The organism is Neorhizobium petrolearium, assembly GCF_029854435.1.
GTDB lineage: Bacteria > Pseudomonadota > Alphaproteobacteria > Rhizobiales > Rhizobiaceae > Neorhizobium > Neorhizobium petrolearium.
Map to the genome: position 1 here is coordinate 368,011 of NZ_CP123001.1, position 26,064 is coordinate 394,074.

23 protein-coding genes are annotated in these 26,064 nt (G+C 60.9%); 15 read left to right on the top strand and 8 right to left on the bottom strand.

Features of this window, described 5'->3' with window-relative positions:
- Positions 1–2 precede the first annotated feature (2 nt).
- Both QEO92_RS28605 and QEO92_RS28610 read left to right on the top strand, forming a co-directional pair.
- Positions 3–944: an ABC transporter permease gene (locus tag QEO92_RS28605; protein ID WP_037146321.1), complete on the top strand. Its 942-nt coding sequence runs from the start codon at positions 3–5 to the stop codon at positions 942–944.
- 77 nt (positions 945–1,021) lie between these two features.
- Positions 1,022–1,840: an ABC transporter permease gene (locus QEO92_RS28610; RefSeq protein WP_037146433.1), complete on the top strand. Its 819-nt coding sequence runs from the start codon at positions 1,022–1,024 to the stop codon at positions 1,838–1,840.
- 103 nt (positions 1,841–1,943) lie between these two features.
- Here the strand turns inward: QEO92_RS28610 and QEO92_RS28615 are convergent, their stop codons facing one another.
- From QEO92_RS28615 to QEO92_RS28640, 6 genes are read right to left on the bottom strand one after another with little or no spacing between them, the layout of a single operon-like run.
- Complete coding sequence (locus QEO92_RS28615; protein WP_227705550.1) at positions 1,944–3,731, bottom strand: gamma-glutamyltransferase family protein; 1,788 nt, start codon at positions 3,729–3,731, stop codon at positions 1,944–1,946.
- 10 nt (positions 3,732–3,741) lie between these two features.
- The gene (locus QEO92_RS28620; RefSeq protein WP_210054771.1) at positions 3,742–4,524 is read right to left on the bottom strand and encodes an ABC transporter permease; all 783 of its coding nucleotides are present in this window, start codon (positions 4,522–4,524) and stop codon (positions 3,742–3,744) included.
- Between the two features lie 3 nt (positions 4,525–4,527).
- Positions 4,528–5,391 carry an ABC transporter permease gene (locus tag QEO92_RS28625; protein WP_227705551.1) on the bottom strand — a complete coding sequence of 288 codons (864 nt, stop codon included), beginning with the start codon at positions 5,389–5,391 and terminating at the stop codon, positions 4,528–4,530.
- Positions 5,388–6,473 (bottom strand): ABC transporter ATP-binding protein, encoded by a 1,086-nt coding sequence (locus tag QEO92_RS28630; protein WP_227705552.1) that lies wholly within the window; start codon positions 6,471–6,473, stop codon positions 5,388–5,390. The genes QEO92_RS28625 and QEO92_RS28630 overlap by 4 nt, the downstream gene beginning before the upstream one ends.
- On the bottom strand, positions 6,460–7,869 hold the full coding sequence (locus tag QEO92_RS28635; RefSeq protein ID WP_227705553.1) for a BPL-N domain-containing protein: 1,410 nt from the start codon (positions 7,867–7,869) through the stop codon (positions 6,460–6,462). The genes QEO92_RS28630 and QEO92_RS28635 overlap by 14 nt, the downstream gene beginning before the upstream one ends.
- Positions 7,870–7,925: 56 nt before the next feature.
- Complete coding sequence (locus QEO92_RS28640) at positions 7,926–8,990, bottom strand: ABC transporter substrate-binding protein (protein ID WP_227705554.1); 1,065 nt, start codon at positions 8,988–8,990, stop codon at positions 7,926–7,928.
- A 241-nt stretch (positions 8,991–9,231) separates the two neighbouring features.
- Between QEO92_RS28640 and QEO92_RS28645 the strand changes: the two genes are divergently transcribed.
- The 11 genes from QEO92_RS28645 (at position 9,232) to QEO92_RS28695 (ending at position 21,732) form a co-directional block, all read left to right on the top strand.
- Positions 9,232–9,921 (top strand): FadR/GntR family transcriptional regulator, encoded by a 690-nt coding sequence (locus QEO92_RS28645; protein ID WP_227705555.1) that lies wholly within the window; start codon positions 9,232–9,234, stop codon positions 9,919–9,921.
- A gap of 793 nt (positions 9,922–10,714) precedes the next feature.
- Positions 10,715–11,968: a flavin-dependent oxidoreductase gene (locus QEO92_RS28650; RefSeq protein WP_227705556.1), complete on the top strand. Its 1,254-nt coding sequence runs from the start codon at positions 10,715–10,717 to the stop codon at positions 11,966–11,968.
- A gap of 39 nt (positions 11,969–12,007) precedes the next feature.
- On the top strand, positions 12,008–13,753 hold the full coding sequence (locus QEO92_RS28655) for an ABC transporter permease (protein WP_227705557.1): 1,746 nt from the start codon (positions 12,008–12,010) through the stop codon (positions 13,751–13,753).
- A 41-nt stretch (positions 13,754–13,794) separates the two neighbouring features.
- On the top strand, positions 13,795–14,847 hold the full coding sequence (locus tag QEO92_RS28660; RefSeq protein WP_227705558.1) for an ABC transporter substrate-binding protein: 1,053 nt from the start codon (positions 13,795–13,797) through the stop codon (positions 14,845–14,847).
- A 30-nt stretch (positions 14,848–14,877) separates the two neighbouring features.
- On the top strand, positions 14,878–15,921 hold the full coding sequence (locus tag QEO92_RS28665; protein WP_227705559.1) for an ABC transporter substrate-binding protein: 1,044 nt from the start codon (positions 14,878–14,880) through the stop codon (positions 15,919–15,921).
- Positions 15,922–16,012: 91 nt separating this feature from the next.
- Positions 16,013–17,119: an ABC transporter ATP-binding protein gene (locus QEO92_RS28670; RefSeq protein ID WP_227705560.1), complete on the top strand. Its 1,107-nt coding sequence runs from the start codon at positions 16,013–16,015 to the stop codon at positions 17,117–17,119.
- 15 nt (positions 17,120–17,134) lie between these two features.
- Positions 17,135–18,124, top strand: a complete 990-nt coding sequence (locus QEO92_RS28675; protein ID WP_227705561.1) for an ABC transporter substrate-binding protein — start codon at positions 17,135–17,137, stop codon at positions 18,122–18,124.
- Between the two features lie 21 nt (positions 18,125–18,145).
- A complete protein-coding gene (locus QEO92_RS28680) occupies positions 18,146–18,850 on the top strand; it encodes a class II aldolase/adducin family protein (protein WP_227705562.1) in 705 nt (234 codons plus the stop codon).
- Between the two features lie 105 nt (positions 18,851–18,955).
- Positions 18,956–19,876, top strand: a complete 921-nt coding sequence (locus QEO92_RS28685; protein WP_227705563.1) for a LysR family transcriptional regulator — start codon at positions 18,956–18,958, stop codon at positions 19,874–19,876.
- Between the two features lie 131 nt (positions 19,877–20,007).
- Positions 20,008–20,199 carry a hypothetical protein gene (locus QEO92_RS28690; protein WP_227705564.1) on the top strand — a complete coding sequence of 64 codons (192 nt, stop codon included), beginning with the start codon at positions 20,008–20,010 and terminating at the stop codon, positions 20,197–20,199.
- A gap of 288 nt (positions 20,200–20,487) precedes the next feature.
- A complete protein-coding gene (locus QEO92_RS28695; protein ID WP_227705565.1) occupies positions 20,488–21,732 on the top strand; it encodes a metal-dependent hydrolase family protein in 1,245 nt (414 codons plus the stop codon).
- Between the two features lie 128 nt (positions 21,733–21,860).
- Here the strand turns inward: QEO92_RS28695 and QEO92_RS28700 are convergent, their stop codons facing one another.
- Positions 21,861–22,625, bottom strand: coding sequence for an aldose epimerase family protein (locus QEO92_RS28700; protein WP_227705566.1), 765 nt, complete (start codon positions 22,623–22,625; stop codon positions 21,861–21,863).
- Positions 22,626–22,764: 139 nt separating this feature from the next.
- On the opposite strand from QEO92_RS28700, the gene QEO92_RS28705 reads away from it, so the two are divergent.
- Positions 22,765–23,799 (top strand): SIS domain-containing protein, encoded by a 1,035-nt coding sequence (locus QEO92_RS28705; protein WP_227705567.1) that lies wholly within the window; start codon positions 22,765–22,767, stop codon positions 23,797–23,799.
- A gap of 5 nt (positions 23,800–23,804) precedes the next feature.
- A complete protein-coding gene (locus tag QEO92_RS28710; RefSeq protein WP_227705568.1) occupies positions 23,805–24,713 on the top strand; it encodes an ROK family protein in 909 nt (302 codons plus the stop codon).
- 6 nt (positions 24,714–24,719) lie between these two features.
- On the opposite strand, the gene QEO92_RS28715 is transcribed toward QEO92_RS28710, so the two are convergent.
- A complete protein-coding gene (locus tag QEO92_RS28715; RefSeq protein WP_227705569.1) occupies positions 24,720–25,925 on the bottom strand; it encodes an ROK family transcriptional regulator in 1,206 nt (401 codons plus the stop codon).
- Positions 25,926–26,064: the final 139 nt, after the last annotated feature.

The following is a 26,064-nucleotide window of genomic DNA, read 5'->3' on the forward strand; positions in this document are numbered from 1 at the left end:
CCATGTCATCGCTTCTCGCACGCCGCCTTCTGCAGCTTATCCCGACCGTCGTTTTGCTGTCGCTGATCATCTTTTCGCTGCAGCATCTTCTGCCGGGCGACCCGGCGCTGGTGCTGGCCGGCGAGAATCCGGATGAGGCAACGCTTGCCGCCATCCGCGCCCAGTACCATCTCGATCAGCCGTTGATCGTTCAATATCTCTACTGGGTAAAGGGCGTATTCGTCGGCGATCTTGGCGAATCCATGCGCCACAACCGTCCGGTCCTCGAACTGATCCTGCTGAAGCTGCCGGTTACCCTGCAGCTTGCCGTCATGGGCATCATCGTGGCGCTCGTACTCGGCATTGCCGGCGGCGTCATTTCGGCGCTTCGCCAGAACACGCCGGTCGACTATGCGACCAACGTCGTGTCGCTCGCCGGTATTTCGCTGCCAAACTTCTGGCTCGGCATCATGCTCATCATGTTCTTCTCGGTAAACCTCGGCTGGCTGCCGGCGTCGGGCTTCGTCAGCCCCTGGGAAGATCTGAAAATGAACCTGTCGACAACGATCATGCCGGCCTTCGTGCTGGGCACCGGTATCGCTGGCGTCATCATGCGCCACACCCGTGGTGCCATGCTGCAGGCGCTGGAAAGCGATTACGTCCGCACCGCCCGCGCTAAGGGCCTCAGCGAATGGGTCGTCGTGTTCAAACATGCGATGCGCAATGCGCTGACGCCGATCATCACGCTCGGCGCGCTGGAATTCGGCGCGCTGCTCTCCGGTGCGGTGCTGACCGAACAGATTTTTACGATCCCCGGCTTCGGCAAGCTGATCGTCGATGCGGTCTTCACCCGCGACTATCCCGTGGTGCAGGGCGTCGTGCTCGTGACTTCGCTGTTCTACATCATCCTCAACCTTCTGGCTGATATCGGATACATCCTCGTCAACCCAAGACTGAGAAGCTGACCGTGCTGACGATCTCGGAAACCAAATCTGTTGCCACTCCCAGGGGAAACCCCGTCACGCACTTCTTCCGCGGCCGCCTGTGGCGGCGGCTGTCGAAACGAAAGAGCGCGCTTCTTGGCCTCGCGGTCGTGCTGCTCATGGTGTTCGTCGCCGTCTTCGCGCCGTTGCTGGCCCCATACGATCCGGCTGCCCAGAGCTGGACACTGGTCCGCAAAGCCCCGTCCATGGCGCATTGGTTCGGCACGGACGAAGCCGGCCGCGACATGCTTTCGCGCATCATCTGGGGCGCGCGCGCCTCGCTGATGGCCGGCCTTACCTCGGTTGCGATCGCGATGGCAATCGGCGTTCCGCTCGGCCTTGCCGCCGGTTTCCTCGGCGGCATCATTGACGGTTTCATCAGCCGTTTTACCGACGCCATGCTCGCCTGCCCGTTCCTGATCCTGGCGATCGCCTTCGCGGCCTTCCTCGGCCCGAGCCTGACGAATGCCATGCTTGCAATCGGCATCACCGCCACGCCGCTCTTCATCCGCCTGACCCGCGGTCAGGTTCTGTCGATCAAGGCGGAGGAATATATCGAGGCTGCGAGCGCCGTGGGCAATCCGCAATGGCGCATTGCAGTGCGCCACATCCTGCCGAACATCCTGCCGCAGTTGATGGTGCAGGCGACACTGACGATCGCATCCGCGATCATCGCAGAAGCCAGTATGTCCTTCCTAGGCCTCGGCCTCCAGCCGCCGGCCCCGTCCTGGGGTTCGATGCTGAACTCGGCGCAACGCTTCCTCAGCAATGCGCCCTGGATGGCGCTCTGGCCCGGCATGGCGATTTTCATGACCGTGCTGTCGTTCAACCTTCTGGGCGACGGTCTGCGCGACGCGTTGGACCCGCGGTCTCGATAGAGGACTCAACATTTTCATTCCAGAAACATCGATGTCTATCCGCTGAAGGGTCGCATGGACAAGCAGGATATGGAATGGGGACGGTGCCCGATAGGACGATCGGTCAGCGTACGATCGCGTAGCTCTGGGCGTGGCGAGGCGTCGCCGCGCCGTAGAGCAGACCGTTTCGTCTTTCGACGGCACAGACGCGGCCGAGAGCCCAGCTCTCTTGGACGGAGAGCTTGTGGCCTCGCTCGCGCAGCGTATCAAGAACAGACGCGTCATACCGGTCTTCGATGAGAAGACGGCCGAGTTCGTATTCGCGTGGATAGAAGGATCCCGGCCAGTGCTTGCTGTGGAACATGGGAGCGTCGATCGCGCGTTGCAGGCCGTGTCCGTGCAGGACATGCCGCAGGAATACCGTCAACGACCATTGATCCTGCTGGTCGCCGCCCGGTGTCCCGATCGCAAGGAAACCTTCTCCGTCTCTGGTCACCAATGTGGGGGTGAGGGTGGTGCGGGGGCGGGTTCCGGGCCGCAGCGTCGAAGGTAGGCCGTCATCCAGCCAGAACATCTGGGCTCGGGTGGAGATCGGAAAGCCAAGCCCTGGCACGACGGGCGAGCTCTGCAGCCAGCCGCCGCTCGGTGTCGCCGAGACCATGTTGCCGAAACGGTCGACGATATCGAGATGGACGGTGTCGCCCTCGATCTCGGGCACAGCGGCGAACGTGACCTCGCCGCCGCCCGGCCCCTGCGGAACCTCGCTGCCGGCGCGGGCTGCGATCCGCTCCAGCCTTTCCGCCGCCCCGGAAAGATGGCTGGCGGCCAGCCGCTGCGAAGCCTCGGAACCAACCAGTTTGGCCCGCTCCCGGGCGTAGTCGTCGGAAAGCAGGGTTTGAACCGGAATGTCTGAACTGTTCGGATCGCCGTAAAACGCCTCGCGATCGGCAAAGCAGAGTTTGGCGCTTTCGACGACCGTGTGGATGAAGTCGGCGCCGTATGGGTCGAGACTGCCGATGTCGAGCTGCGACAGCAGTGCTAGCTGCTGCAAGAAGACCGGTCCTTGTCCCCACGGGCCGGTCTTATGGACCGTCAACCCATGAAAATCGCGGGACACGGTCCTTTCCTTCGTCGCCGACCAGCGGGCAAGGTCATCGCCGCGAAGCAGACCACCATTGCGGCGGCCCGTCGTGTCGAACAGTTCCGCCGACCGGTAGAAGCGGTCGATAGCTTCCGCGACGAAGCCGCGATAAAAAGCCGTTCTCGCGGCTTCGATTTGGTCAATACGATCACCGCCCGTTGCCCTTGCCTCGTCGAGAATGCGCCGGTATGTCGCGGCGATGGCCGGTGTGCGCATCAGGGCGGCGGGTTTCGGTACTCGGTCATGCGGCAGCCAGACCTCGGCCGAGGTCGGCCATTCGTTGCGGAACAGATCCTCGACCGGAATGATCGACGCGATCGCCCGCGGCAGCAGCGGGAAGCCGTTTTCCGCGTAATCGATGGCATAGGAGAAGATATCTTCGAGCGGCAGAGTGCCGTAATCGCGCAGCAATAGCATCCAGGCATCGAAGGCGCCGGGAACGACGGCCGGCAGAAGTCCCGTGCCGGGCACCATGTCGAGGCCGAGCGAGCGGAAAGCCTCCAGGCTGGCCAGAGCTGGAGACACGCCCTGACCGCAGATGACGACCGGTTCGTCCTCGCCCGCGCTCTTGAGGATGATCGGGACTTCACCGCCGGGCCCGTTCAGATGCGGTTCGACGATCTGAAGGGTAAAGCCGCAGGCGGCAGCCGCGTCGAACGCATTGCCGCCGCGCTCCAGCACCGACATGCCGACGGACGTACCCAGCCAATGGGTGGAACTGACCGCGCCAAAAGTGCCGCTGAGTTCGGGGCGTGTGATAAAGGGTGCCATATCCGACTGCCTATCTCTGGACGAGTTGCTTGGCGCCGACCAACCGTTCGGCCAGCACAAGCACGAAGAGGATGATGAGGACTTGCAATGCCGAGGCCGCGGCGACGACGAGTTGGTTGCCCTGGAATTGCAGGTAGCTGAATATTTCGATCGGCAGTGTCACGATGCCCGGCCCCGTCAGGAACAGCGCGGTGTTCAGTTCCCCGAAGGAGACGACGAAGGCGAACAGCCAGCCAGAGAGAACTCCTGGCCAGATGATCGGTAGGGTGATCAGCATGAATGAACGCACCGGCCCGGCGCCCAGACTCTGGCCTGCTTCTTCCAGTGTTGTGTCGAAGCTTTGCAGCGAGGTCAGCACGGCTCGGAAGGCGTAAGGCAGGCAGACGACCACATGCGCGATGAAAAGGCCCGGCAACACGCTCATGTTGACCGTTTTGTAGAGCAGCAACAGCGCAAGCCCGAGGATAAGCGCCGGAAACACCAGCGGCGCCATGATGAGCATCTGCAGGAAGGTCGAAAGGCCGTTCCGGTTGCGAGAGACATAGATGGCGCCCAGAAGTCCGAGCAGGGCGGAAGCACAGGCCGAGGTGAGCGCCAGAACGATGCTGAGCATGAAGGCGTTGCGCATTTCGGCTATTCCGAAGAATTCGACGAACCAGCGCAGCGAGAAGCCGGGTGGCGGAAAGACAAGCGCATCGCCCGAGCTGAACGACACGATCAGCACGACAAGGATCGGCCCCATGATCAGGGTAAGCGCGATGCCGACGATAAGGCGGAGGAAGACGGCTCCCATGGTTCAGCCCTTCCCCTGTACGCGATTAGGTCGAACGACGAGCTGAATGATGACCGCAATAATCAGGGCGATGATCAGCAGCGCAAAAGAGAGAGCCGCAGCACGGGGCCACCGGAAGGTGGTGACGCTGTCGAATACCAAGCTTACCAGCAGCTTGTAGCGTGGCCCGCCGAGGAGCGCGATGGTCACGTAGGCGCTCAGCGTCAGGAAGGTGACAAGCATAAGGCCGGATGCGATGCCTGGGCTGGAAAGCGGCAGGGTAACGCGCAGGAAAGCACGCCACGGGCTGGCGCCGAGCGAATAGGCGGCTTCGGTATATCGCGTGTCTATGGTGGTCAGCGAGTTGGTGAGCGAGACGATCATGAAGGGCAGAAGGATCGTCAGCAGTCCGAGCGTTACCGCCTCGAAGGAATAGAGATATTGCACCGGCCGTTCGATGAGGCCAACGCCTGTCAGCGAGCTGCTGACCAAACCGCGCCGTCCCAGGATAGCGACCCAGCCATAGGCCCGGACCACGTTGCTGACCATCAGCGGTACCATCATCACCATCAGCATGATCATGCGCCCTCGGGCGGACAACCGGGCTGCATAGAAAGCGACGGGATAGCCGATCAGCAGGCAGAGGATGAGGACGATGGCCGTAGACAGCAATGTCCGCCGGATGATCAGCAGGTAGAAGGAGTCGGTGAAGATTTCGGCATAGTTGATCAGCGTCGGCTCGAGATCAAAGAGCGACGTTCCCGAATTCGTCATGAAGCTGACGAACAGCAGGTAGCAAAGCGGCACAACGAAAAACAGGCCGAGGATCACCAACGGTGGCAAGGCGACAGCGTAGAGCAGAGATGATGCGGGAAGGACCCTGTTCATGTCGGATCCTCCAGTGCGACGGCGCTTGCCGTTTCCCATGACAGCCCCACGGAGGTGCCGGTCTCTATATCGGCTGGCGTCGCGGCGGTGTTCTGCAGTACCGCGTTGAGGGCTATTCCTCCCATATCGAGGTAAAGGAAGGTCTGGGCGCCTCGATAGATGACGTCCTTCACCACCGCCCGAATGCCGCTTTGCGGATCGAGCACGATCTTCTCCGGCCGCAAGGCGAAGCGCAGCTTCCCCTTGCTGACGGGCGTGCCGGAAACCTGAACGAGATTACCGGCGACGTCCACGACAGCACGAACTCCTTCGCGGCCCCGCACATGTCCTTCGAGAATGTTGCTCGCGCCGAGAAAAGTCGCGACGAATTCGGTGCGCGGCCGATCGTAAATGTCTTTCGGTGTGCCGGCCTGCTGGATGCGGCCGTGGTTCATCACCGCCACCCGGTCGGACATGGTCAGCGCCTCTTCCTGATCGTGGGTGACGAAGACCGTGGTCATGCCGAGGCGGTGTTGCAACTGGCGGATTTCCACCTGCATCTGCTCGCGAAGCATCTTGTCCAGCGCGCTCAGGGGTTCATCGAGCAGCAGTACGTCCGGCTCGAACACGACGGCACGAGCAAGCGCGACGCGTTGTTGCTGGCCGCCGGAAAGCTGGCGCGGGTAGCGGTCCGCAAACTTTCCAAGTGCCACGAGGTCGAGAACGGCGGCAACCTTCTGGCGGATGACATCCTTTCCGATGCCGCGCATCTGCAGACCGAATGCCACGTTTTCGGTGACGCTCAGATGCGGAAAAAGCGCGAAATTCTGAAAGACCATGCCGAAGCTTCGCTTGTAGGCCGGTATGCCCGTCACATCCTTTCCGCGAATATATACCTGTCCCCTGGTCGGCTGCTCGAAACCGGCGATGAGGCGAAGGGTTGTTGTCTTGCCGCATCCGCTCGGCCCGAGCAGCGCAAACAGCGTCCCACGCTCGATCTCGAGGTCCAGGGAGTGCAGAGCGGTCGCGGTTTCAAACGACTTTTCGACCGAGACGAAGCGTACATCGGATGCGCCGGCCGAGGTGGTGCTATCGGTTTTCATGGGATGTCTCCAGGGCATTGTCGCACCGCATGATACGCAGTCCTGCGGCGCAGAGCCTGATCGGCATTTCGGTCAACACCAGGGTTTCGGTAGGCTTCGACGGGGCTTCGAGCGAGGGGAGGGATGCCTGCAGGACGCCGACAAGGCCATCGACCAGCCGGATGTCGACGAGGCCTGCGGCACATTCAGTCCGGATGCCCGCCAGCACGTCTTGCCATTCCTGCTTCAGCCTTCCGAATTCGGCGGAGAGGAGGTGGTGCATTGCCTCGGTCTCGGAGCACGCCAGGGCCTCCAGCCTGACAAACGAGGCGATCATGGCCGCGTCCAATTCGTTGAGCAGCTGCAGGAGTTCGTGCGGCGAGACCTTCTCCATTTCAGAGATGGCGCCATCGCCTCGCCTTTCGAACAAACCGAGATAGACAAGCGCATTGTAGATCAGTCTGAAACCCGCGCAGTCTTCCTTCATGAAGAAGCGTAGCGTCTCGTCCATGACTTTGAAGCCGCGAATGGGAAGAAACCGCCGAACGTAGGCTTCAAGCACGATGCCCTTACGCAGGAACTCGCCCATTTCCGGGTGCGGCGAAAAGATGATCACCTTGCCGCGTCCGAGATTGGCGGAAAGAACGGCGGGCGTGTTTTTCATCTCGCGATCGAAGAGTGACGGTGCAAGCGGGTTGTCGATGAACAGCCGGCTTTCAGAAATGAAATTGCGGAAGTGCCCGAGCGAGACTGCAGCCCGAACCGAATTCGAATATACCGGTCCGTGATAGTATGGCAGTTCGATCGCCTCCGGCAGGCCGCGTCCAAGAACCGGGTCGCTGACCGAAATGCCCAGCACCGCTGCTCCGGTTGAAAGATATTCCTGCGTATAATTCGGGGTCGCGTCGATCGCGCGCAGCCAGCCCGGCCGCCCGTCCGAGGCATAGAAGCCGCCGCCACAGGAACCCATGAACGCGCCGCCCGCGGAGATGAAAGCGTGGATTGCCGCGTCGATGCCGGCGAGGTTTTCGGCGCGATCCAGGCCCCAGGTAGCGAAGCCGCCGGGCATGACGAGCAGATCGTAATCCGAAAGCGCCCCGGCCAAGATCTGCCGGCCGTCGATTGGCGAGAAGGTCAGCCCCAGGCTGAGCAGGGAATGGGCATAATAGGCCCAGTAGGGATAGCCGACGGCCTCGCCCGCGTAGATTGCGATGCGCGGAGGCGTACTTGTCTCAGGCAGACCTTCGGCAGCTTCGCCGGTCAGGCCAAGTCTCGCAGCGGCTTCAGCGAGTTGCCCGTCGACCACGAATCCTTCGGCACCGTCGGCCGCGGGGAATTGATATGCGCGGCATCGATTGAGGAACGTCAGAGGAATGCCGGTGAACGCTCCGCGGTCAGCCAGCTTGAAAATCGTCATGAGATTGGGATTCCTGCCATTTGGTGCGGCGGCCATAAGGCCGCCGTCCATTGTCTTCAACCGCCCGAAACGATGCGGTTCCAGCGGTCAGTCCATTGGCCGCGGTTGGCGGACATGAATTCCTGATCTAGGTCGACGATACGCGCCGTCTCTTCCGGCGAGAACTGAACTCTCTCCTGCAGTTCCACGGGCAGCTTGGCCAGCGTGTCGGGATGCGTGCCGCCGTAGTTGAACACCTCGGCGACCCACCCTTGCGTCGATGGGTCGATCGTCATGTTCACGTACTGCTCGGCCAGCGCCTTGTTTTTGGTATTCTTGGCAATGCCGGTTCCGGAGAGGTAGGAGATCGCTCCTTCCTTCGGAAAGACCCATTCGACCTTTCCACCCTGCTGCCGCACCGTATAGGTCTGCGACTTGTAAAGCAGGCCGACGGCCGCTTCCTCGTTGACCAGCGCGCTCATGATGGTGTCCGTATCTTTGGCCCAGATCGGATCGAGAGCGGCCATCTTGCCCAGCATGTCGAAGCCGGCTTCGCCGTCCCTGGCGTCCTTGCCGGCTGCCATTGCGCCGATCGGGATGATGTAGGGGCCGATCGAATGGGTGATTTCCGGCAGGACGATCTGTCCCCGATAGTCCTCGTTCCACAGATCCGCAAAGCTGGTGGGAGGCTTTTTGACCAGGTTCGGGTTGTAGGCAATCCCGAGGGCGGAATAGATCATCGCCACCCAACCCTTGCGCTTGAAGCGGTCAGGCACGGCGGCAAGAAAAGGCAAATTCTGAGAGTTCGGATCCAGTTCTTCCAGAACGCCCTGAGCCTCCGCCAGCGGGACGACACCATCATGGAGCTGAACGAGATCGTAGACCTGGTTGCCGAGGCTGATCTTCAGCTTGGTGATGCGCTCGACGGGGCTGGATCCACGATCCTGCACGATCTTGACGCCGGTCTTTTCCGCAAAGGGCGTATCGACATTCTTGGCCATGCCATCGCCCCACAGACCGCCCCAGGTCATCATTGCAAGTGACTCGGGTTTCGATTGTGCGAAGGCGAGGCGCGCCGAGCCGATGGCTGGAGAGGCAAGCGCGGCTGAGGCCGCGAGTTTCATAAAATTACGTCTGTCCATTTTGTTCCCCTTAAATGAACCATTTCAAATTGGTTCTATAAATACACAGAGCCTTTTACGTCTGCTGCTGCGATCGGGTCTTATTTTTTTGTCATTCGACGGGCATAGTCAAGCTAATTTCCCGCAATTATGCCATATAATGAATCAAATTGATTAGTCTGCCTAAAAAAATGGCGCAGTGCACATCTTGATAAATGGTTCGCAATGGTTCATGTTGTGGCCGCGAATATGAGGAATAATCGTGTCGACGAGAAACAAGCAAAGTCTGCTCGATACGCTACGTGCAGCAATCGAGGCTACGGACGAACGGTTCATTAGGGAGGAGCGGCTTCTGCCGGAGCGCGAACTGAGCGATCGGTTCGGTGTAGGGCGGCGTGCCGTCCGAGAGGCATTGAATGAACTCGAAGGGGAGGGGCTGCTTTTCAGAAAGCAGGGGCTTGGAACGTTTGTTCGAGAGGTAGGGCCAAAGTCCACGAGCCTCAAATCGCTCACCAACCGGACCAGCCCCCATGACATCATTGAGGTCAGACTGGAGATCGAGCCGGTGCTGGCCCGTTTTGCCGCGACGCGCGCGACGCCGAAAGACATCGACCAGATGAAGCTTTTCGTCCGCAGGGCGGCGCAAGCTGCAACACCACGGGAATACGAACGATGGGACAGCGCCTTCCATACCAAGATTGCGGAAAGTGTTCGCAATACAATGTTTTGGGGCGTATTCCGCCTCATCAATTCCGTGCGTAAGGAACAGCATTGGGTGAATTCGCGGACACGTGTTTTCACCCGCGGAGTGAGCGAGGAGATGGTCCGTCAACATAACGCCATCGTCGCCTCGATTGCGGCGAGGGATCCGCAGGCAGCTGAGGACGCCATGCGTGATCATATCGCGACTGCGGGCGTGCGGATCAGCCAGTCGATCGTGGAAAGTCTCTGAAGACGAGAAGCTCCTAGCCGCAGGCGCTGCCGTTTCCAGCGCGCCCGGCCCGGACTTGATAGCCCGTCCTGGCACGCAATGTTCAATTTCACATTTCTTGATGGCCGCGAGGACACACTTTTCACAGCGATTTCCACCCACGGTGGGATCATCATCGATTCCGTCAACCATTCGACAGGGAGATGATGTTCGTGCCCTCTTCGTGCTGATGAACCTAGCAACGCTTCTCAACGGTCCTGCCAACGTCATCGAAAGGCGCGTCGGACCTTCACAATTCGAGTTGTCGGATTGTGAGTAAGCGTCCCGAAAATCAAACCTGCGCCCAGGCGCAGGGCATATAATTGTTCCTCGTCACGCGCACCGACCTCAACCCAGTTTCGCGGCGATCTTAAGATCGTCAAAGGCGTCGCATCGGCGCCGCTCCCTGGGGTCGATATGGGTTAAGGGAACGGCTCAAGACAGCCGGGAACCATGAAATCGCGACAACGTCGGTCACTGGCGCATCACCTTTTCAGTGATCTGTTTTCGCGATGACTTCAAAGAATCAAACTATTTGTCATTCGTCAAGAATAGCTCTAGCGATGGTCATACATCGGACATCAAATGAACCGGCGCTTCTTCGAGCTCTGTTGATGGCGATGATCGGGAGGATTGCAATAGCTTTAGGACTAACCGCGGCAGGTACTTCCTGTGGTGGCGAAGCTTTGCCCAAAACCCCGACCAGTTTCGAGTGTCTTCCGGCGGTATCCGGCGGGAGGTGCCAGCTATTCTCGACGGGAGATGGGAGCAGACAATGGAAGTGACGATTGTAGGTGGAGGCATTGGCGGGTTGACGCTTGCGCTCATGCTTCATGAAGAGGGAATCGCCTCGCGCGTTTACGAAGCAGCCCCGGAATTGAAGGCGCTGGGCGTAGGGATCAACCTCCTGCCGCATGCCTCACGCGAGATATGCCGGCTCGGCCTTGAGGATGCCCTGGTCAAGGTGGCGATCACCACGAAGGAATCCGGTTTCTACAATCGTTACGGCCAACATATCTTCACCGAGCCGACCGGCCGCTATGCAGGATATCATTGGCCGCAATTCTCGATCCACCGCGGCGATCTCCACATGGTTCTGGTCGAGGCATTCAAGGCGCGTTGCGGTGCCGATCGCCTGATGACCGGCTGGCAGTGCACCGGCTTCGAGCAGGACGACGACCTCGTCACGCTGCATTTCGTCGATCCGCGCGACGGCTCGGCGCGTCCCTCGGTCAAGGCCGAAATGGTCGTCAGCGCCGAAGGCATTCATTCGAAGATCCGCAAGCAGCTTTATCCGAACGAAGGCCCGCCGCGTTATTCGGGCATCAACATGTGGCGCGGCGTCACCAAGTGGAAGCCGTTCCTGACCGGCGCCAGCATGGTGCGCATCGGCTGGCTGAATACGGCGAAGGTACTAATCTACCCGATCCGCGACAATATCGACGGCGAAGGCAACCAACTCATCAACTGGGTCGTCGATATCGCCACCGAGAACTACAAGTCGCAGCGTGACTGGAACAAGCCGGGCCGCATCGAAGACTTCTTCGATGTCGTCAAGAACTGGAAGTTCGACTGGCTGGATTGCCCGGCGCTCTTCAACGCGGCCGACGCCATCCTCGAATATCCGATGGTGGACCAGGACCCGCTCGACCAGTGGACGTTCGGCCGCGTGACGCTGCTCGGCGATGCCGCGCACCCGATGTATCCGCGTGGCGCCAACGGCTCCGCCCAGGCGATCCTTGATTGCCGTGCGCTGACCGACGCCATCGTCAAGGAAGGTGATCCGATCAAGGCGATGCATGCCTATGAAGCGGTGCGCCGTCCGGCAACCGCACAGGTCGTGCTCACCAACCGTAAGAACCCGCCGGATGCCATCCTGCGCGAAGTCTTCGAGCGGACGGGTGACAAGCCGTTCGACGACATCAACAAGGTGATTAGCCACGAGGACCTCGAGAAGCTATCCACCAGCTACCAGAAGATCGCAGGTTACCATAAGGAAAACCTCGCGATGTCGCCTGCCGGGGTTTAACTCCCGGCTCGTCGACAGCAGTTCGTTCGGGAGGTCGGGATGTCGTTACAGGAAAGCAGTTACGCAAAATCGGTCGAAAAGTCGAGCTTCTTCGGCCGTATTCGGGCCGAATGGCTGATCATTGGCGGTGCGGTACTGATTGTCGGCTGGCTTGCGCTCGTGCCGTTGGGCTTCCTTCTGTGGCAGAGTTTCATGACACCTGCCGCAAGCGACGTTCCGGCCGTCTTCACGCTCGGAAACTATGTCTGGGCGCTGACGGAAAGCAGCATTCTGCCGCTGTTTAAAAACTCGGTGGTCTTCGCCACGGGCACGTCCTGTCTCGCACTGGTCATCGGCACGCTGTTCGCCTGGCTCAACGAGCGGACGAATACGCCGTTCAAGATGATGTTCTATGCGGCCTCCATCGTGCCGCTGGTCATCCCGTCGATCCTGTTCACCGTGTCCTGGATCATGATGGCGAGCCCGCAGATCGGGCTCTTCAATCTCGTCCTCAAGAACACGTTCAGCCTGTCTGGCCCGGTCTTCGATATCTATTCGATGGGCGGCATGATCTGGGTCGAAGGCCTGCACTATTCGCCGATCGCCTTCCTGCTGATGTCAGCGGCGTTCCGGTCCATGGATCCGTCGCTGGAGGAATCCGCCCTGATGTCGGGCGCGTCGATCGGCCAGATCATGTTCCGCATCACGCTGAAGCTCGTCTGGCCGGCGCTGATCGCCTCCTTCTTCATCCTGTTCATCCGCTCGATTGAATCCTTCGAGGTTCCGGCGCTGCTCGGCATGCCGGTCGGCATCGAGGTCTTCACGTCAGCGATCTACGAGGCGATCCGCGAGTATCCGAGCAATGTCGGGCTCGCGTCGGCCTATGCGGCGGCGTTGCTGCTGATCGCCTCCTTTGGCATTTATTTCCAGTCGAGGCTTTCGAGCCAGGGCAGCAAATATTCGACCGTCACCGGCAAGGGTTTCCGCCCGCGGCCGTTCGATCTTGGTCCCTGGCGTATTCCGGCCGCGATCCTGATCGTCTGCTATATGATCCTGGTGATCGTGCTGCCGTTCCTCGTGCTCTTCTGGTCGTCGCTGAACAAGTATTACAGCGTGCCGTCCTGGGCGGGGTTGAGCCGGCTGTCCTTCGATGCCTATGCCAAGGTGATCAACTATCCGATGGTCGGTCAAGCGGTCTGGAACAGCGCGCTGCTCTCGCTCGGCGCCGCCACCACCATCATGCTGCTCACCGCCGTCATCTGTTGGATTGTCATCCGCACCAAGCTGCCAGCCCGCTGGTTGCTCGATAACGTCGCCTCGCTGCCGATGGTCTTCCCAGGCCTCGTTCTCGGCCTGTCGGTGATGATCTGCTACCTTTATCTCGATATCGGCATCTACGGCACGACCTGGATCATCTTCATTGCCTATGTCACGCGCTTCATGCCTTACGGCGTCCGCTACAACACGACCTCGATGCTGCAGATCCACAAGGATCTCGAAGAATCGGCCGCGATGAGCGGCGCGTCCTGGAGTCAGAGTTTCGTCCGCATCGTGCTGCCTCTGCTGAAACCGGGTCTGCTGGCGGGCTGGATTTACATCGTTGTCGTCTCGATCCGGGAACTCTCCAGCTCCGTGCTGCTCTACAGTCCCGGTTCGGAAGTGGTGTCGATCGTCATCTGGGAGCTGTGGCAGAACGGCCAGTATGTCGAACTCTCCGCCTTCGGCGTGATGATGATCATCGCGCTCTTCATCGTGGTGATGCTCGCCCAGTTGGTCGGCAAGAGGTTCGGAGTCAAGGAAGCTTAAGCCGGATTGGGAGGTCCGGCTTTCAAAAAGGGGAGGAACGCATGATTAAATCGCATATTTTGAAAGCTATTACCCGCAGGGCATTGGCGCTCGGCTTCGTCGCAACGCTTGTCGGCGGCCCGGCGCTCGCACAGACTGTTGCGGACGTCGCCGCCTATAGCGGCCCGGACCGGATGGAAAAGCTGGTCGCTGCCGCCAAGAAGGAAGGCAAGCTGACGCTCTACACGGCGACGCCGGTAGATGACGTCAATCAAGTGATATCGGCCTTTACCGCCAAATACGGCATTGCGGTCACGCTCTGGCGCAGCAGTTCGGAAGACGTGCTGCGCCGCTCGGTCGCCGAGATCAAGGCCGGCCGTCATGATGTCGACGTGATCGAGACTAACGGGCCGGAGCTCGAAGCGCTGCACCGGGAAAACATTCTTCAGGCTGTGAACTCTCCGGTAATTCCGGAAATCTTTCCGGGCGCGGTGCCCGCCCACAAGGAGTGGATCGGCAGCCGTTTGAACATCATCACGGCCTCTTACAATACCGACGCGGTGAAGCCGGCGGATGTGCCGAAAATATGGAACGATCTGCTCGATCCGAAATGGAACGGCAAGATCGGCATCGAATCCGAAGCGTATGACTGGCTGGCGACGGTGATCCAGAGCTTTCCGTCAAAGGAGGAAGGCCTCGCGTTCTTCAAGAAGCTGGCGACGACCAATCATCCCTCGCTGCACAAGGGCCATCCGCAGCTCGCCAACATGACCGCGTCAGGCGAAAAGCCGCTGACGATGCAGGTCTATCTTTACCGCGTGCTGCAGTTGGAGAAGGAAGGCGCGCCGGTGAAGGCGCTGACCATCGGCCCGTCGATCGCCCGCATCAACGGTCTCGGGATCGCCAGGACGACTTCGCATCCGAATGCCGCGATCCTCTACCAGCAGTTCACACTTACCGAAGCGCAGAAGATTTTGGCGTCCCGCTGTTTCACGCCGACCAACACCAAGGAAGTCCCGTTCCCGGCCGGCATGGAGGTCAAGGTCATCGAACCGACCGGCATGCTGGATGAGCTGACGGCCTGGCGGCAGACATTCGAGAAGACATTCCAATAACAACGCTCATAATTCTTGGAGGAGGATACTATGCGCAATACCTTGAAGAGCCTGAAGACGCTTGCTCTCGCCAGCGCCGTCGGCGCGCTGCTGGCCGGTTCGGCCACGGCTCAATCGATCGACGAGATTTCCAAATATAGCGGCGCTGACCGGCTGGAAAAGCTGGCAGCTGCTGCTAAAACCGAAGGCGGACTGACGCTCTATACCGCAACGCCGGTGGAAGACGTGACCGCGATGACCGATGCCTTCACCAAGAAATACGGCATCAAGGTCACCGTCTGGCGCGGCTCTTCCGAAGATGTGCTGCGTCGTGCCGTCACCGAGATCAAGGCCGACCGTTATGATGCGGATGTGATCGAGACCAATGGCCCCGAACTCGAAGCCCTGCATCGCGAAAAGATCCTGCAGCCGATCACATCGCCGGCCACGCCGGATATCTTCCCGGGTGCCGTTCCCGAGCACAAGGAATGGGTCGGCAGCCGCCTGAACATCATCACCGCGGCCTATAATACCAATCTCGTCGCCGACAAGGACGTGCCGAAGGACTGGAATGATCTGCTCGACCCGAAGTGGAAGGGCAAGATCGGTCTCGAAGCGGAGGCTTATGACTGGCTTGCGACCGTCAATGCCAGCTTCCCGAGCGAAAAGGAGGGCATCGACTTCTTCGCCAAGCTCGCCAAGACCAATGGCATTTCTCTGCGCAAGGGCCACACGCTCCTGACCAACCTGACCGCATCCGGCGAAGTGCCGCTGGCGCTGACGACCTATCTCTACAAGGTCGACCAGATGAACAAGGATGGCGCGCCGATCAATGTCTTGCAGCTCGGCCCTTCGGTCGCCCGTATCAACGGCCTCGGCGTTGCCAAGACCGCAAAACATCCAAATGCGGCGATCCTGTTCCAGGATTTCACGCTGACAGAAGGCCAGAAGATTCTTGCCGAACGTGGCTTCACGCCGACCAATGTGAAGATCGCGCCGCTGCCGAAGGATCTCAATGTCAAGGTCGTCGACGGCTCCGCCATGCTCGACAAGCTCGCCCAGTGGCGCGAGACTTTCGAAAAGACCGTCAAATAACGAATGACGAAACGGGGACATCGTAGCTGTTGCGATGTCCCGGGAATGAAGCCGGCCGGGCGGGGAGCACGGCGGAGGTGAGGAGATAGAAATGCTGAATGTTCAGGGACTGACGACCGAATATGCCGACGGCAAGGGCAAGGCCGTCCGCGCCGCCAAAGATATCTCCTTCGACGTGCCGCAGGGCAAGCTCTTCACCCTTTTGGGGCCGAGTGGCTGCGGCAAGACGACGACGTTGCGCTCGATCGCCGGTCTTGAGCGGCCGATCAAGGGCAATATCTCCGTCGAGGACGTGACCGTCTACTCTGCCGGCAAGGGGGTCTTTGTGGCGCCCAACCGCCGCAATTTCGGCATGGTCTTCCAGAGCTACGCCATCTGGCCGCATATGAGCGTCTTCGAGAATGCCGCTTTCCCGCTGCGGGTCGGTAAATCCAGCTTCTCCAAGAAGCAGATCGGCGAAAAGGTCGAGCGGGTTCTCAAGGCCGTTGCGCTGGAAAACTATGCCGGCCGTGAGGCAACACGCCTCTCCGGCGGACAGCAGCAGCGCCTGGCGCTTGCCCGCGCGCTGGTCATGGAACCGCGCCTTCTGCTTCTCGACGAGCCGCTCTCCAACCTCGACGCCAAGCTGCGCGAGCAGATGCGTTTCGAGTTGAAGCGTCTGCAGCGCGAACTGAACCTGACGACGCTTTATGTCACCCACGATCAGCAGGAGGCACTGGCGCTTTCGCACCAGATCGCGGTCATGAACGACGGCCAAATCGTCCAGCTCGGCTCGCCACGCGAGATTTACGAAGCGCCGCAGACCCGGTTTGTCGCGGACTTCATCGGTTCGTCGAACTTCGTGGAATGCAAGGTGACGGCCCGCGGTAGCGAGAGCGGCCGCTGGGCGGTTGAGAGCCCGATGGGAACGATCGAGGTGGCTTCGGAAGAGGCTCTCGATGTAAAGGACAAGCTCACCGTGGCGATCCGTCCGGAAAACGTTCACCTGATCGAGCCCGGCAAGCAGAATAGCGCTTCGGGCAATCTGCTCGAAGGCCGCGTCGATACCAAGGTCTTCCTTGGCGAATGCGTCGACTACATGGTGTCCGTCGGCCAGACGCGGCTCCTTGCTCGCGTTCACCCGAGCCTGCGCACGCCGATCGGCAATCCCATTCTCGTCAACATCGACCCCACCAAGGTCAACGTCATCACTCGCTGAGTTCCGGATATTGTCATGAACCGCTTGAAGCTTTCGATTGCCACCACCGACTACGATCATTTCCGCGATTTCCGCCTCGGCACGGTCCACGCCGAAGGCATCGAGCATAACTGGTCGATGCTCTCGCACCACGAGGTCTTTGCTCGCTTCACCTTCAACCGCGAATGGGATGTCGCGGAGCTTTCCTTTGCCAAGTTCATGGCGCAGGTCAGCCGTCCGGACAGCGATATCATCGGCCTGCCGGTGATCTGCTCGCGCCTGTTCCGCTTCTCGTCCTTCTACGTCAACAAGGCGGCCGGCATCAAAACCGTGGCGGACCTTAAGGGCAAGCGGATCGGCGTGCCGGAATGGGCGCATTCGGCGGCAGTCTACATGCGCGGCTGGATGCACAACGAGGCAGGCGTCAAGCTGCAGGATGTGCATTGGGTACAGGCCGGGGCCAATGCGCCGGGCCGCATCGAAAAGGTGGACCTGAAATTGCCGGAAGGTGTCACGATCGAGCGCATCGCAGACAAGTCGCTGTCCGAAATGCTGGCCTTCGGCGAGATCGATTGCGCCATCATTGCACGCCCGCCGACCTGTTTCCTGGAGGAGGACCCGCGCGTCGAGCGCCTGATCCCGGACTTCCTCGAGCGCGAGGAAGAGTATTACAAGGCAACCGGCGTCTGGCCGATCATGCATATCATCGCCATAAAGAAGAGAATTGTCGATCAGAATCAGTGGGTTACGCGCAATCTTTACAACGCTTTCGAGGAATCGAAGCGCCGCAGTCTGGAGCGTCTCTTCGATCCGGCGGTCTCTCGTTATCCACTAGCGTGGCTGCCGACCTACGCCCGCAAGATGCGGGACCTTTTCGGCGCCGATCCGTTCCCCTTCGGCATCGACAAGAACCGTCCGACCTTCGAGCAGATGCTCCTCTATACTTATCAGCAGGGCATTGCCGAACGGCACATGACGCCGGAGGAAATCTTCACGCCGGGCATCATGACCAAGGTCGTGGTGTGAGGCGGCCCCATGAGCAATCGAATGAGCGATCAGGGTGCATTGTTGGAACTGGTGCAGGCGAATCGCATCCTGGCGCATGAAAGGGTGCTGGACGCGTTCGGCCACGTGAGCATTAGGGATACCGAGGCGGGTTATCACATTTCCCGGTCTCGCAGCCCGGAACTGGTTTCGCTGGAGGATATCCAGCATTATGACGCGGATTCGAAAATTGTCGGCTCCGACACGCGAGGCGGGTATCTGGAGCGGGTCATCCACGGCGCGATCTATCGGGTCAGGCCTGACGTGCGAGCGGTCTGCCATTTCCATTCGCCCTCGATCATGCCCTTCTGCGTTACTGGCAGGCCCTGGATGCCGGTAACGCATCTGGGGGCGACGGTTGGAATGACCGTGCCCTTCTGGGACGAACAGGCGAAATTCGGCGATACGGACATGCTTGTCTCGACGGCGGAGCAGGGGGCCTCGCTGGCGGCAGCACTTAGAGCACACTCTGCCGTCCTGTTGCGTAATCACGGCGCTGTCGTGGTTGGTGGCGGCATTCCTGAACTCGTCATGCGCAGCATACAGCTTTGCCGCAATGCCGACGTGTTGATGCAATCTTTGGCTGTCGGTGAGCCGAGGTCGCTGACCCCTGGTGAGGTTACTCTCTCTGGTGCCAAGAACCTTGAGCCGCGCGTGCTTGAACGGGTTTGGGACTATCATCTCTCACGTGCAGGCCTGGACGGCTGAACGCCTTTATACCACCTTACTGAGGACGCAGCCCCCGACCCTGACCGGTAAGGCGTTCCGTGATATTCATGCTGGCTCGCCGTTCGGAAAGGGAGGCACGATTCCGTGCGCATTCGCCAGCTTGAGTCATTCGTCTGCGTCTGTGAACTTGGTAGCATCACGCAGGCGGCCGCTGCACTGAACATCGTGCAGCCTGCGCTCGGTGCCCAGATCACTGCTCTTGAGGAAGAGCTCGGGGTACAGTTGCTGGAGCGCGGGCGCCGCGGCACGACCGTGACGCCCGCAGGGCAATATTTCCTCGCCGAGGCCAAAAAGATGCTCGAGCATGTCTCGACGATGAAGAAGACGATCAGGAGTTTCGCACCGAACCAGAAGGAACCTCTGTCCGTCGGGCTGACGGCCAGTCTTTCGGCGATGCTGGCCGGGGCCCTGGCGCAGGATCTCAGCCATCTTTCGCGATCGGTTTCGGTCCAGGTCGTGGAGGATATGAGCCATTTGCTGGGCGATCGCGTCGCCCGCGGCGATCTCCATTTCGCGCTTGCTTTTAATGTGCCGGATCACAAGGCGATACGGAAACAGCCGATGCTGAAGGAGTCGATCTTTTTCATCACCAGTCCGAATTCGCCTTACGGACAGGACAAGCCGATCGAGATGGCCGAACTTGCCAAGGCCACCTTCGTCATTCCGACCGAGAAAGGTCAGATCATACATCTCCTCAAGGAGGCAATGGCGCAATTCGACCTTCCGCTGAATGTCGCCTTTCAGATCGAATCTATGGATGCGATCAAAGGTCTCATCACTGACGGAACTGCCTGCGCCGCGCTGCCTTTCGGGACGGTGACCCGCGAAGTGAAGGCTGGAACGCTCATAGCCCGGCGGATCGTAAACCCACCGCTCACCCGGACGCTTTTCCTGTTACGACCGTCTGCTCGGTTGCAGACGGAGGCCATACGTGAAGCACAGCTTACAATTGAAACCTCGGTTTCACGTCTCGCCGAAAGCTTCGCCTTTGAGCGTCTCGAATAAACTCCGCAAGGCCGCTGTTCAGCGCGCACTCCAATCAGGACGCGACCTTTTGATCGCCCCATGCCGTATCCTATCGCACGCCACTGCCCCGACGCCAATGGTGCGAGCCGGTCACCAAGGAGGAGTTCACCGTGACGTCGATTTCATATCGCAGCGTGCTCATGTTCATGGTTGACGGCGTCAAACGGCATCGCGCCGCTCAGGTGACGTTTCTGATCGGAAGTTCAACTTTTGCCGTGTTCACGATGTTCTGGACCGGGCTGACTTTCACTCTGAGCTCACGATACGGCGAGCGCGCAATCTATCGGACCGTCGTGGCATAGAAGCCTCGTCGTCAGAGGTTGCTGTTAACTCGCAGCCGTTCTCCGATGCCGCTCGTCTTGCCCGCTTGACCCGCCTGCATTTGCGTGAGTTCTTCTTGTCGGCGGTGTTGTATCTCTTTCCCTTCATACAAGGAGAGGCCGAAATCCCCGAGCCCCGCTCCGTCGACAATGCGCTCGACGACTGCGATCCCCGACGTTGCGTACACCGTTCGCCCCGACCAACTCGACGATTGACAATGTGCTCCGTCCGCGATTAATTCAAATGCATGGATTTAATTGGGGGTAATTATGGCGAGCCGGATTTTGCTCAAGGGCGGGACCGTTTATAAAGGTTTCGGAAACAAGGTGATCAAGAACGGCTTCGTAGAAATCGTCGACGGCAAGGTTGGCGCGGTCGGCGCGGTCGCGGACCTGACCTCGGGTTTCGATGGCGAGGTGATCGACACCACCGGCAAGACGGTGACGCCGGGCGTCATCGACACCCATATGCACGTCTTCCACGAGCCGCAGATGCTGCGGCTTTCGGAAGGCGCCGCCGCCATCTGGGGCGCCAATTATGCGCAGTCGGCGCTGCGCGCCGGCGTAACTACGATGCGTGATCTCGGCGCCCAGAGCGGCGCGGTGTTCGGCCTCAAGAAGGCGCTGAACGAAGGCTATACCGTCGGACCGCGTTATCTCGTGTCCGGCCGGGCGATCTGCATGACCGGCGGCCACGGCTGGGCCAACCTTTCCGCCGAAGCGGACGGCGAAGACGGCGTGCGCCTGCTCGCCCGCCAGCAGATCAAGCTCGGCGCCGACGTTATCAAGGTCATGGCGAGCGGTGGGGCCGGCACGCCCGGCGAACTGCCGACCCAGGCGCAGTTCAGCATGCAGGAAATCCGTGCGGCCGTCGACGTGGCGCATGATGCCGGCAAGCCGGTGGCGGCCCACGCGCTGGCGACCGAAGGCATCATCCGCGCCGTCGAGGCCGGCGTCGACACGATCGAGCACGGCGTCTTCCTCGACGACTGGGCGATCGAGTTGATGCTGAAGAAGAACGTCGCGCTCTGCCCGACCATTTCCGTCTACCCGCGCATCATCAACCGGGGCCCGGCCGGCGGCGAAGCGCCGTTCGTCATGGAAAAGTCCGTGTCGCTTCTGGCGCCGCATTTCGAAAGCCTGCGCAAGGCCGTCGCGGCCGGAGTGCGCATCGTCTTCGGCACGGACGCGACAACGCTCTACAACCCGGTCGGCGACTTCTCCGATGAGATGGACCTGATGGTGAAGGCGGGCATGAGCCCAGTCGAAGTGATCCGTTCGGCGACCAGCACGGCTTCGGACATCTGCGGTGTCTCGAATATCGTCGGCACGCTGGAAACTGGCAAGCTGGCTGATGTTCTGGTCATCGACGGCGATGCAACGAAGGATATCGCAGCGCTCAGCGCCACTGCGATGGTCTTCAAGGAAGGCACACTCGTTTATCGCAAGGGTGAAGGCTACCGTAACGCCATGCTGACTGCGAAGCCGATCCTGAAGGCCGACCACGCTCTCTGAGGCGACGTATATCCGATCACGCCGGCGAAAATTCCGGCGTGATCGTCACCGTAAGCTTCAACGTCTCGCCGGGCGCGATATGCGCCATTCCCGGTTTCTGCATGATGTCCCCGGTAAAGCCGACCGGATCAGCATGGCCGAGCAGCGGCTCGATGCAGAGAAAATCGCCGCCCGGCCGCGACCACAGGATGGCGCCGTCCATGTCCGGGAAAGCGACGCGGATTGCCGCCCTGTCGTCCTCGGTTTGGAAGCGAAGGCTGCGGCTTTTCAGTGAAAGCAGCGCCAGCCCGCCTTTCTCGAACAGCGCCTCGTCGAGCCTCAGCGACCCGCCTTCCAGCGGGAGTTCGAACCGGTCGGCCGATCAGCCGCTTGACCGGTCGAGTGTAGAGGATTGGCGCTGTTTCGTCGAAGGTGAGCAGATGCCGGCCTTTGGGAACACCCGGCACCAGTGGCCAGCGGAAGCCGGGATGCAGGCCGAGGCTGGTGGGGAGGGCGAAGCGGCCGTCGTTGCGGATTTCCGCGATGATCTGCAGTGCCGATCCCGACAGCCGATAGGTCATCCGGAGCGCGAAGTCGTATGGGTAGCTCCGCCGCGTTTCCGGACCGGCGCGCAGTTCAAGGGTGCAGCGGTTGTCGCACTGCGCCACGACGGAAAACCGGCTGGTCAGCGCAAATCCATGCATCGGCATCGGGTAGGCGGTGCCCCCAACGCTGACGGCATCGTCGTTCACCCGGCCGATCACCGGAAAGAGGACGAGGCAGGTGCCGTCCCAGAGAGCGGGATCGGGCGTCCAGAGAAGCTCAGCGCCGTTAAGGCTCAGCGCCCGCAATTCGGCGCCGAGGAGGCCTATGCGCGCCGCCATGCTGCTGTTGTAGAGTTCGACCGTCTCCATCCTGCCTCTCGCAACCGGATTCCTGTGCGCCGGCCATCTTGATGCTTGTTTTAATTGACAACCTCGATTAAATCCAGATGATAGATTAAATGCTGTGTGACGCCGGAACTGCTGATCCGGCGAACTGGCCGGAGCGCCGATGTCGATAGAAAATTTCATGGAAGAGCAGGGCGAGGTGGCCGCAAGGACGCTCGAAAGGGCGGATGCGCAGGACTTTGCCCGCGGTGTTCTGGACGGTGGTTCGGCCTATGACCGCGTGCTCTTCGTCGGTTCCGGCTCTTCGCTCAATGCGCTGACCATCGTGCGGCCTTGGCTGCAGTCGGCCATCGGCCGGCCGGTCGAGGTCGTCAATCCGGCCGTGTTCTTGAGGGATATCGGGGCGGTTTTCGGCAATCCGCTGGTGGTGATCCTCTCCCAGAGCGGCACCAGCAGTACGTCCATCGAAGCGGCGCGGGTCGTGAGCGGCAAGGGCTGGCAGGTAGTGGTGATCACCGCCGATCCGGAAAGCCCGATCGGCGCGCTCGGCCTGCCAATGATCCTCCTGCCGATCGGCGAGGAGCCGATCGGACCGAAGACCAAGGGTTTTACCGCCAGCATCGCCGCCTGTTTCCGGCTGGCTGCGGGGCTTGCGAGGCGTGACCTGCCGCAGCTTGCGGCGCAGTCGGTCGATGCGACGACCGAAGCGTCGCGCATGGCCGTTGCATCGCTGATCGGCGGGCAGGCCCTGCCGTCCTATATCGTCGTCACCGGCAGCGGCCGGCATTTCGGCGTGGCGCTCGAAGCCTCGCTGAAAATCGCTGAGATCGCCGGTGTGGCGACGGCCGGTTTCGAGCCGGAGGAACTGCTGCATGGCCGGCTGCACGGCACGGATGCGAACAGCCTGGTGATCATGATCGCCGCCGACGAACAAGAGCGCGATCTGGCCTCCCACACCTCCGTCGTGATGGCCGAGCGGGGCGTGAAGGTCGTGCTCCTGAACCTCACCGAAGCGGCGACGCCGTTCGACTGGTTCCACCTCGACGCCGGAGCGGTCCAGCCGCTCGACACCATTCTCGCCAGCATTCCCTTCCAGCGGCTCGCGGTGGATCTGGCCTTGCGCCGGGTTATGATCCCGGACGCGATGACCTATCCGGGCCTTTCAAAGGCGCTGGCGATCAAGACTTTCACGCGGTGATGCCGATGCTGATCGGGATAGATATTGGAGGAACCGCAATCAAGGCCGGCGCCGTCGGCGGTGGTGGACGTGTATGGGCGCGCAGGCAGGTCGTTTTCGACCGGAGCCTTGCCTTCGATGCATTGATTGCAAGGCTTTCCGAACTGACCGAAGCCCTACAGAAGGAGGCCGGTGAAACGGCGTCCTCGATCGGCGTCTGCCTGCCGGGTTTCGTCGACCGCCTGACCGGCATGCTGGTGGATGGCGGCGCCAACGTATCGGCGCTGCGGGAGAAGCCGCTGGCAAAATCGCTCTCCGCCGCGACCGGGCTGCCGGTTCATGTCGAGAACGACGGTGTGGCCGCAACCGTCGGCGAAGCGTATTTCGGCGCGGGCCGCGGGCTCCGCCGCTTCATGCTGCTGACGATTGGCACCGGCATCGGCGGCGCCGTCTATATCGACGGGTCGGTGGTGACCGGCTCGCGCGGAGAACCGCCGGAAATCGGCGCGGTCATGCTGCGCGAGGACGACGGCACGCCGGCGAATTTCGAGAAGCTGGCCTGCGCGGGTGCCTTCCTCGAACGTTACAAGCGCCATTCCGGCAAGGAGATCGGCAGCCTGCCGGAGCTGTTCCAGGCCCTTGGACATGACGAGGCTGCAGCACGAACCGTCGATGAAATCGGCCGGATCATCGCCCGCGTCTTTGCGCCGCTAATCAATGCGCTCAATCTCGAAGCCTGCATCGTCGGCGGCGGCGTGGCGGCGGCGGGCGAAGCCCTCCTGAAGCCGATCCGGATCTATCTGCCGGAACTCACCTGGCCCATGCTGGCCCGCAACAACCAGGTCCTGCAGGCTGCCTGCGGCAACGACGCGGGTCTGCTGGGCGTCGCCTGGCTTGCCCAGAATGCCGCAAAGATGCACGCGGCGGCGCAATAGCCGGGGTCATTCGGCCTCGACCGCTTCCTTTTTCAACACGGAGAAATCCGGAGTCATGCTGTCGAAGATGGCAAGCGACGCCGCGCCGAGCACGCGGCTGTCGAGCCCCGTCTCGGCCTTCAGCAGGCGGCTCGACGCATTGCCCTGCCGGTGGCTGACGCTGATCAGCGAGGGCTCGATGCGCGCGATCAGCGCGTCGAGAATGGTGTCGGGCACTGGTCCGCCAAGGATGACGGCCTGCGGATCGAAGAGGTTTTCGACCGAGACGATCGCGTTGCGCAGATGTTCGGCGGCCTCGTCCAGCCACTCAACGAGGCGTGGATCCTGCGCTTCGAACCCCTCGTAAAGCTCGTCCAGATTGATCGCACCGAAGGTTTCGGGCTCTTCCCGGAAGGCGGCGTCTGCGGCCGAAAGCGAGACGTAGCGCTCCAGGCATCCCCTGTTGCCGCAGGGGCAGGGGCGACCGCCGGGCATGCTGATCATATGGCCGATTTCGCCGGACATGCCGAAGGCGCCGCGATAGGGCCGGCTGGAAATGATGATGCCGCCGCCGACGCCGACGCCGAGATAGATGTAGAAGAAATCCGAGAACTGCCGGCCGGCGCCGAACAGAAGCTCGCCGATCGCCGCCGCGGTGGCGTCGTTGTCGAGGAAGACCGGCAGGTCCAGCCTTTCGCGCAGTTTTTCGGCGACCGGGAAATTCTGCCAGTCCGGCACCGAGCTAGGGCCGAGCGCCGTCGGATTGCCCTGCGAGACGAGCACCGGCATGACGACGCCCGCGCCCCAGATGAGTTCGCGGGAAATCCGCGTCTTGCTGATCAGCTGGTTCACGGCCGCTTCCATGAGCGGCAGGATGATGCCGGGCGTCGGATGCGACACCGGCAGTTCCACCTCGGCCCTGATTTCGCCGCCGAGATCGAGCAGGACGACGACGAGACTGCGGTCGTCGAAGGAAATCCCGAAGGAGAAGGCGGCCGAAGGATTGATGACCAGGTCGATCGGAGGCTGGCCGCGGCCGCCGGTGCGGCGCGGCTTCTCGATCAGGAGGCCCGCCGGCTTGAACTGGTCGATGATGTTGGTGACCGTCTGGGCGGACAAGCCTGTGAGCCTTGCCACCTCGGCGCGGGAGAGCGGTCCGTTCACCCGGATCGTTTCCAGCACGACCCTTCGGTTGAAACGCTGGGCGCGGTCGAGATTGGTACCAAACAGCATGGCTGCTCCTGAACGGACTTTGTCAGAATCTTGTTGCAATTCTTCGGCGAGACTGATTAAATCCAATTGATTGATTAAAAGCAGCCGACCAAAGTTTTCGTGGTTGTCGCATCATCCCGCTTCTGAACGCAAGGGAATT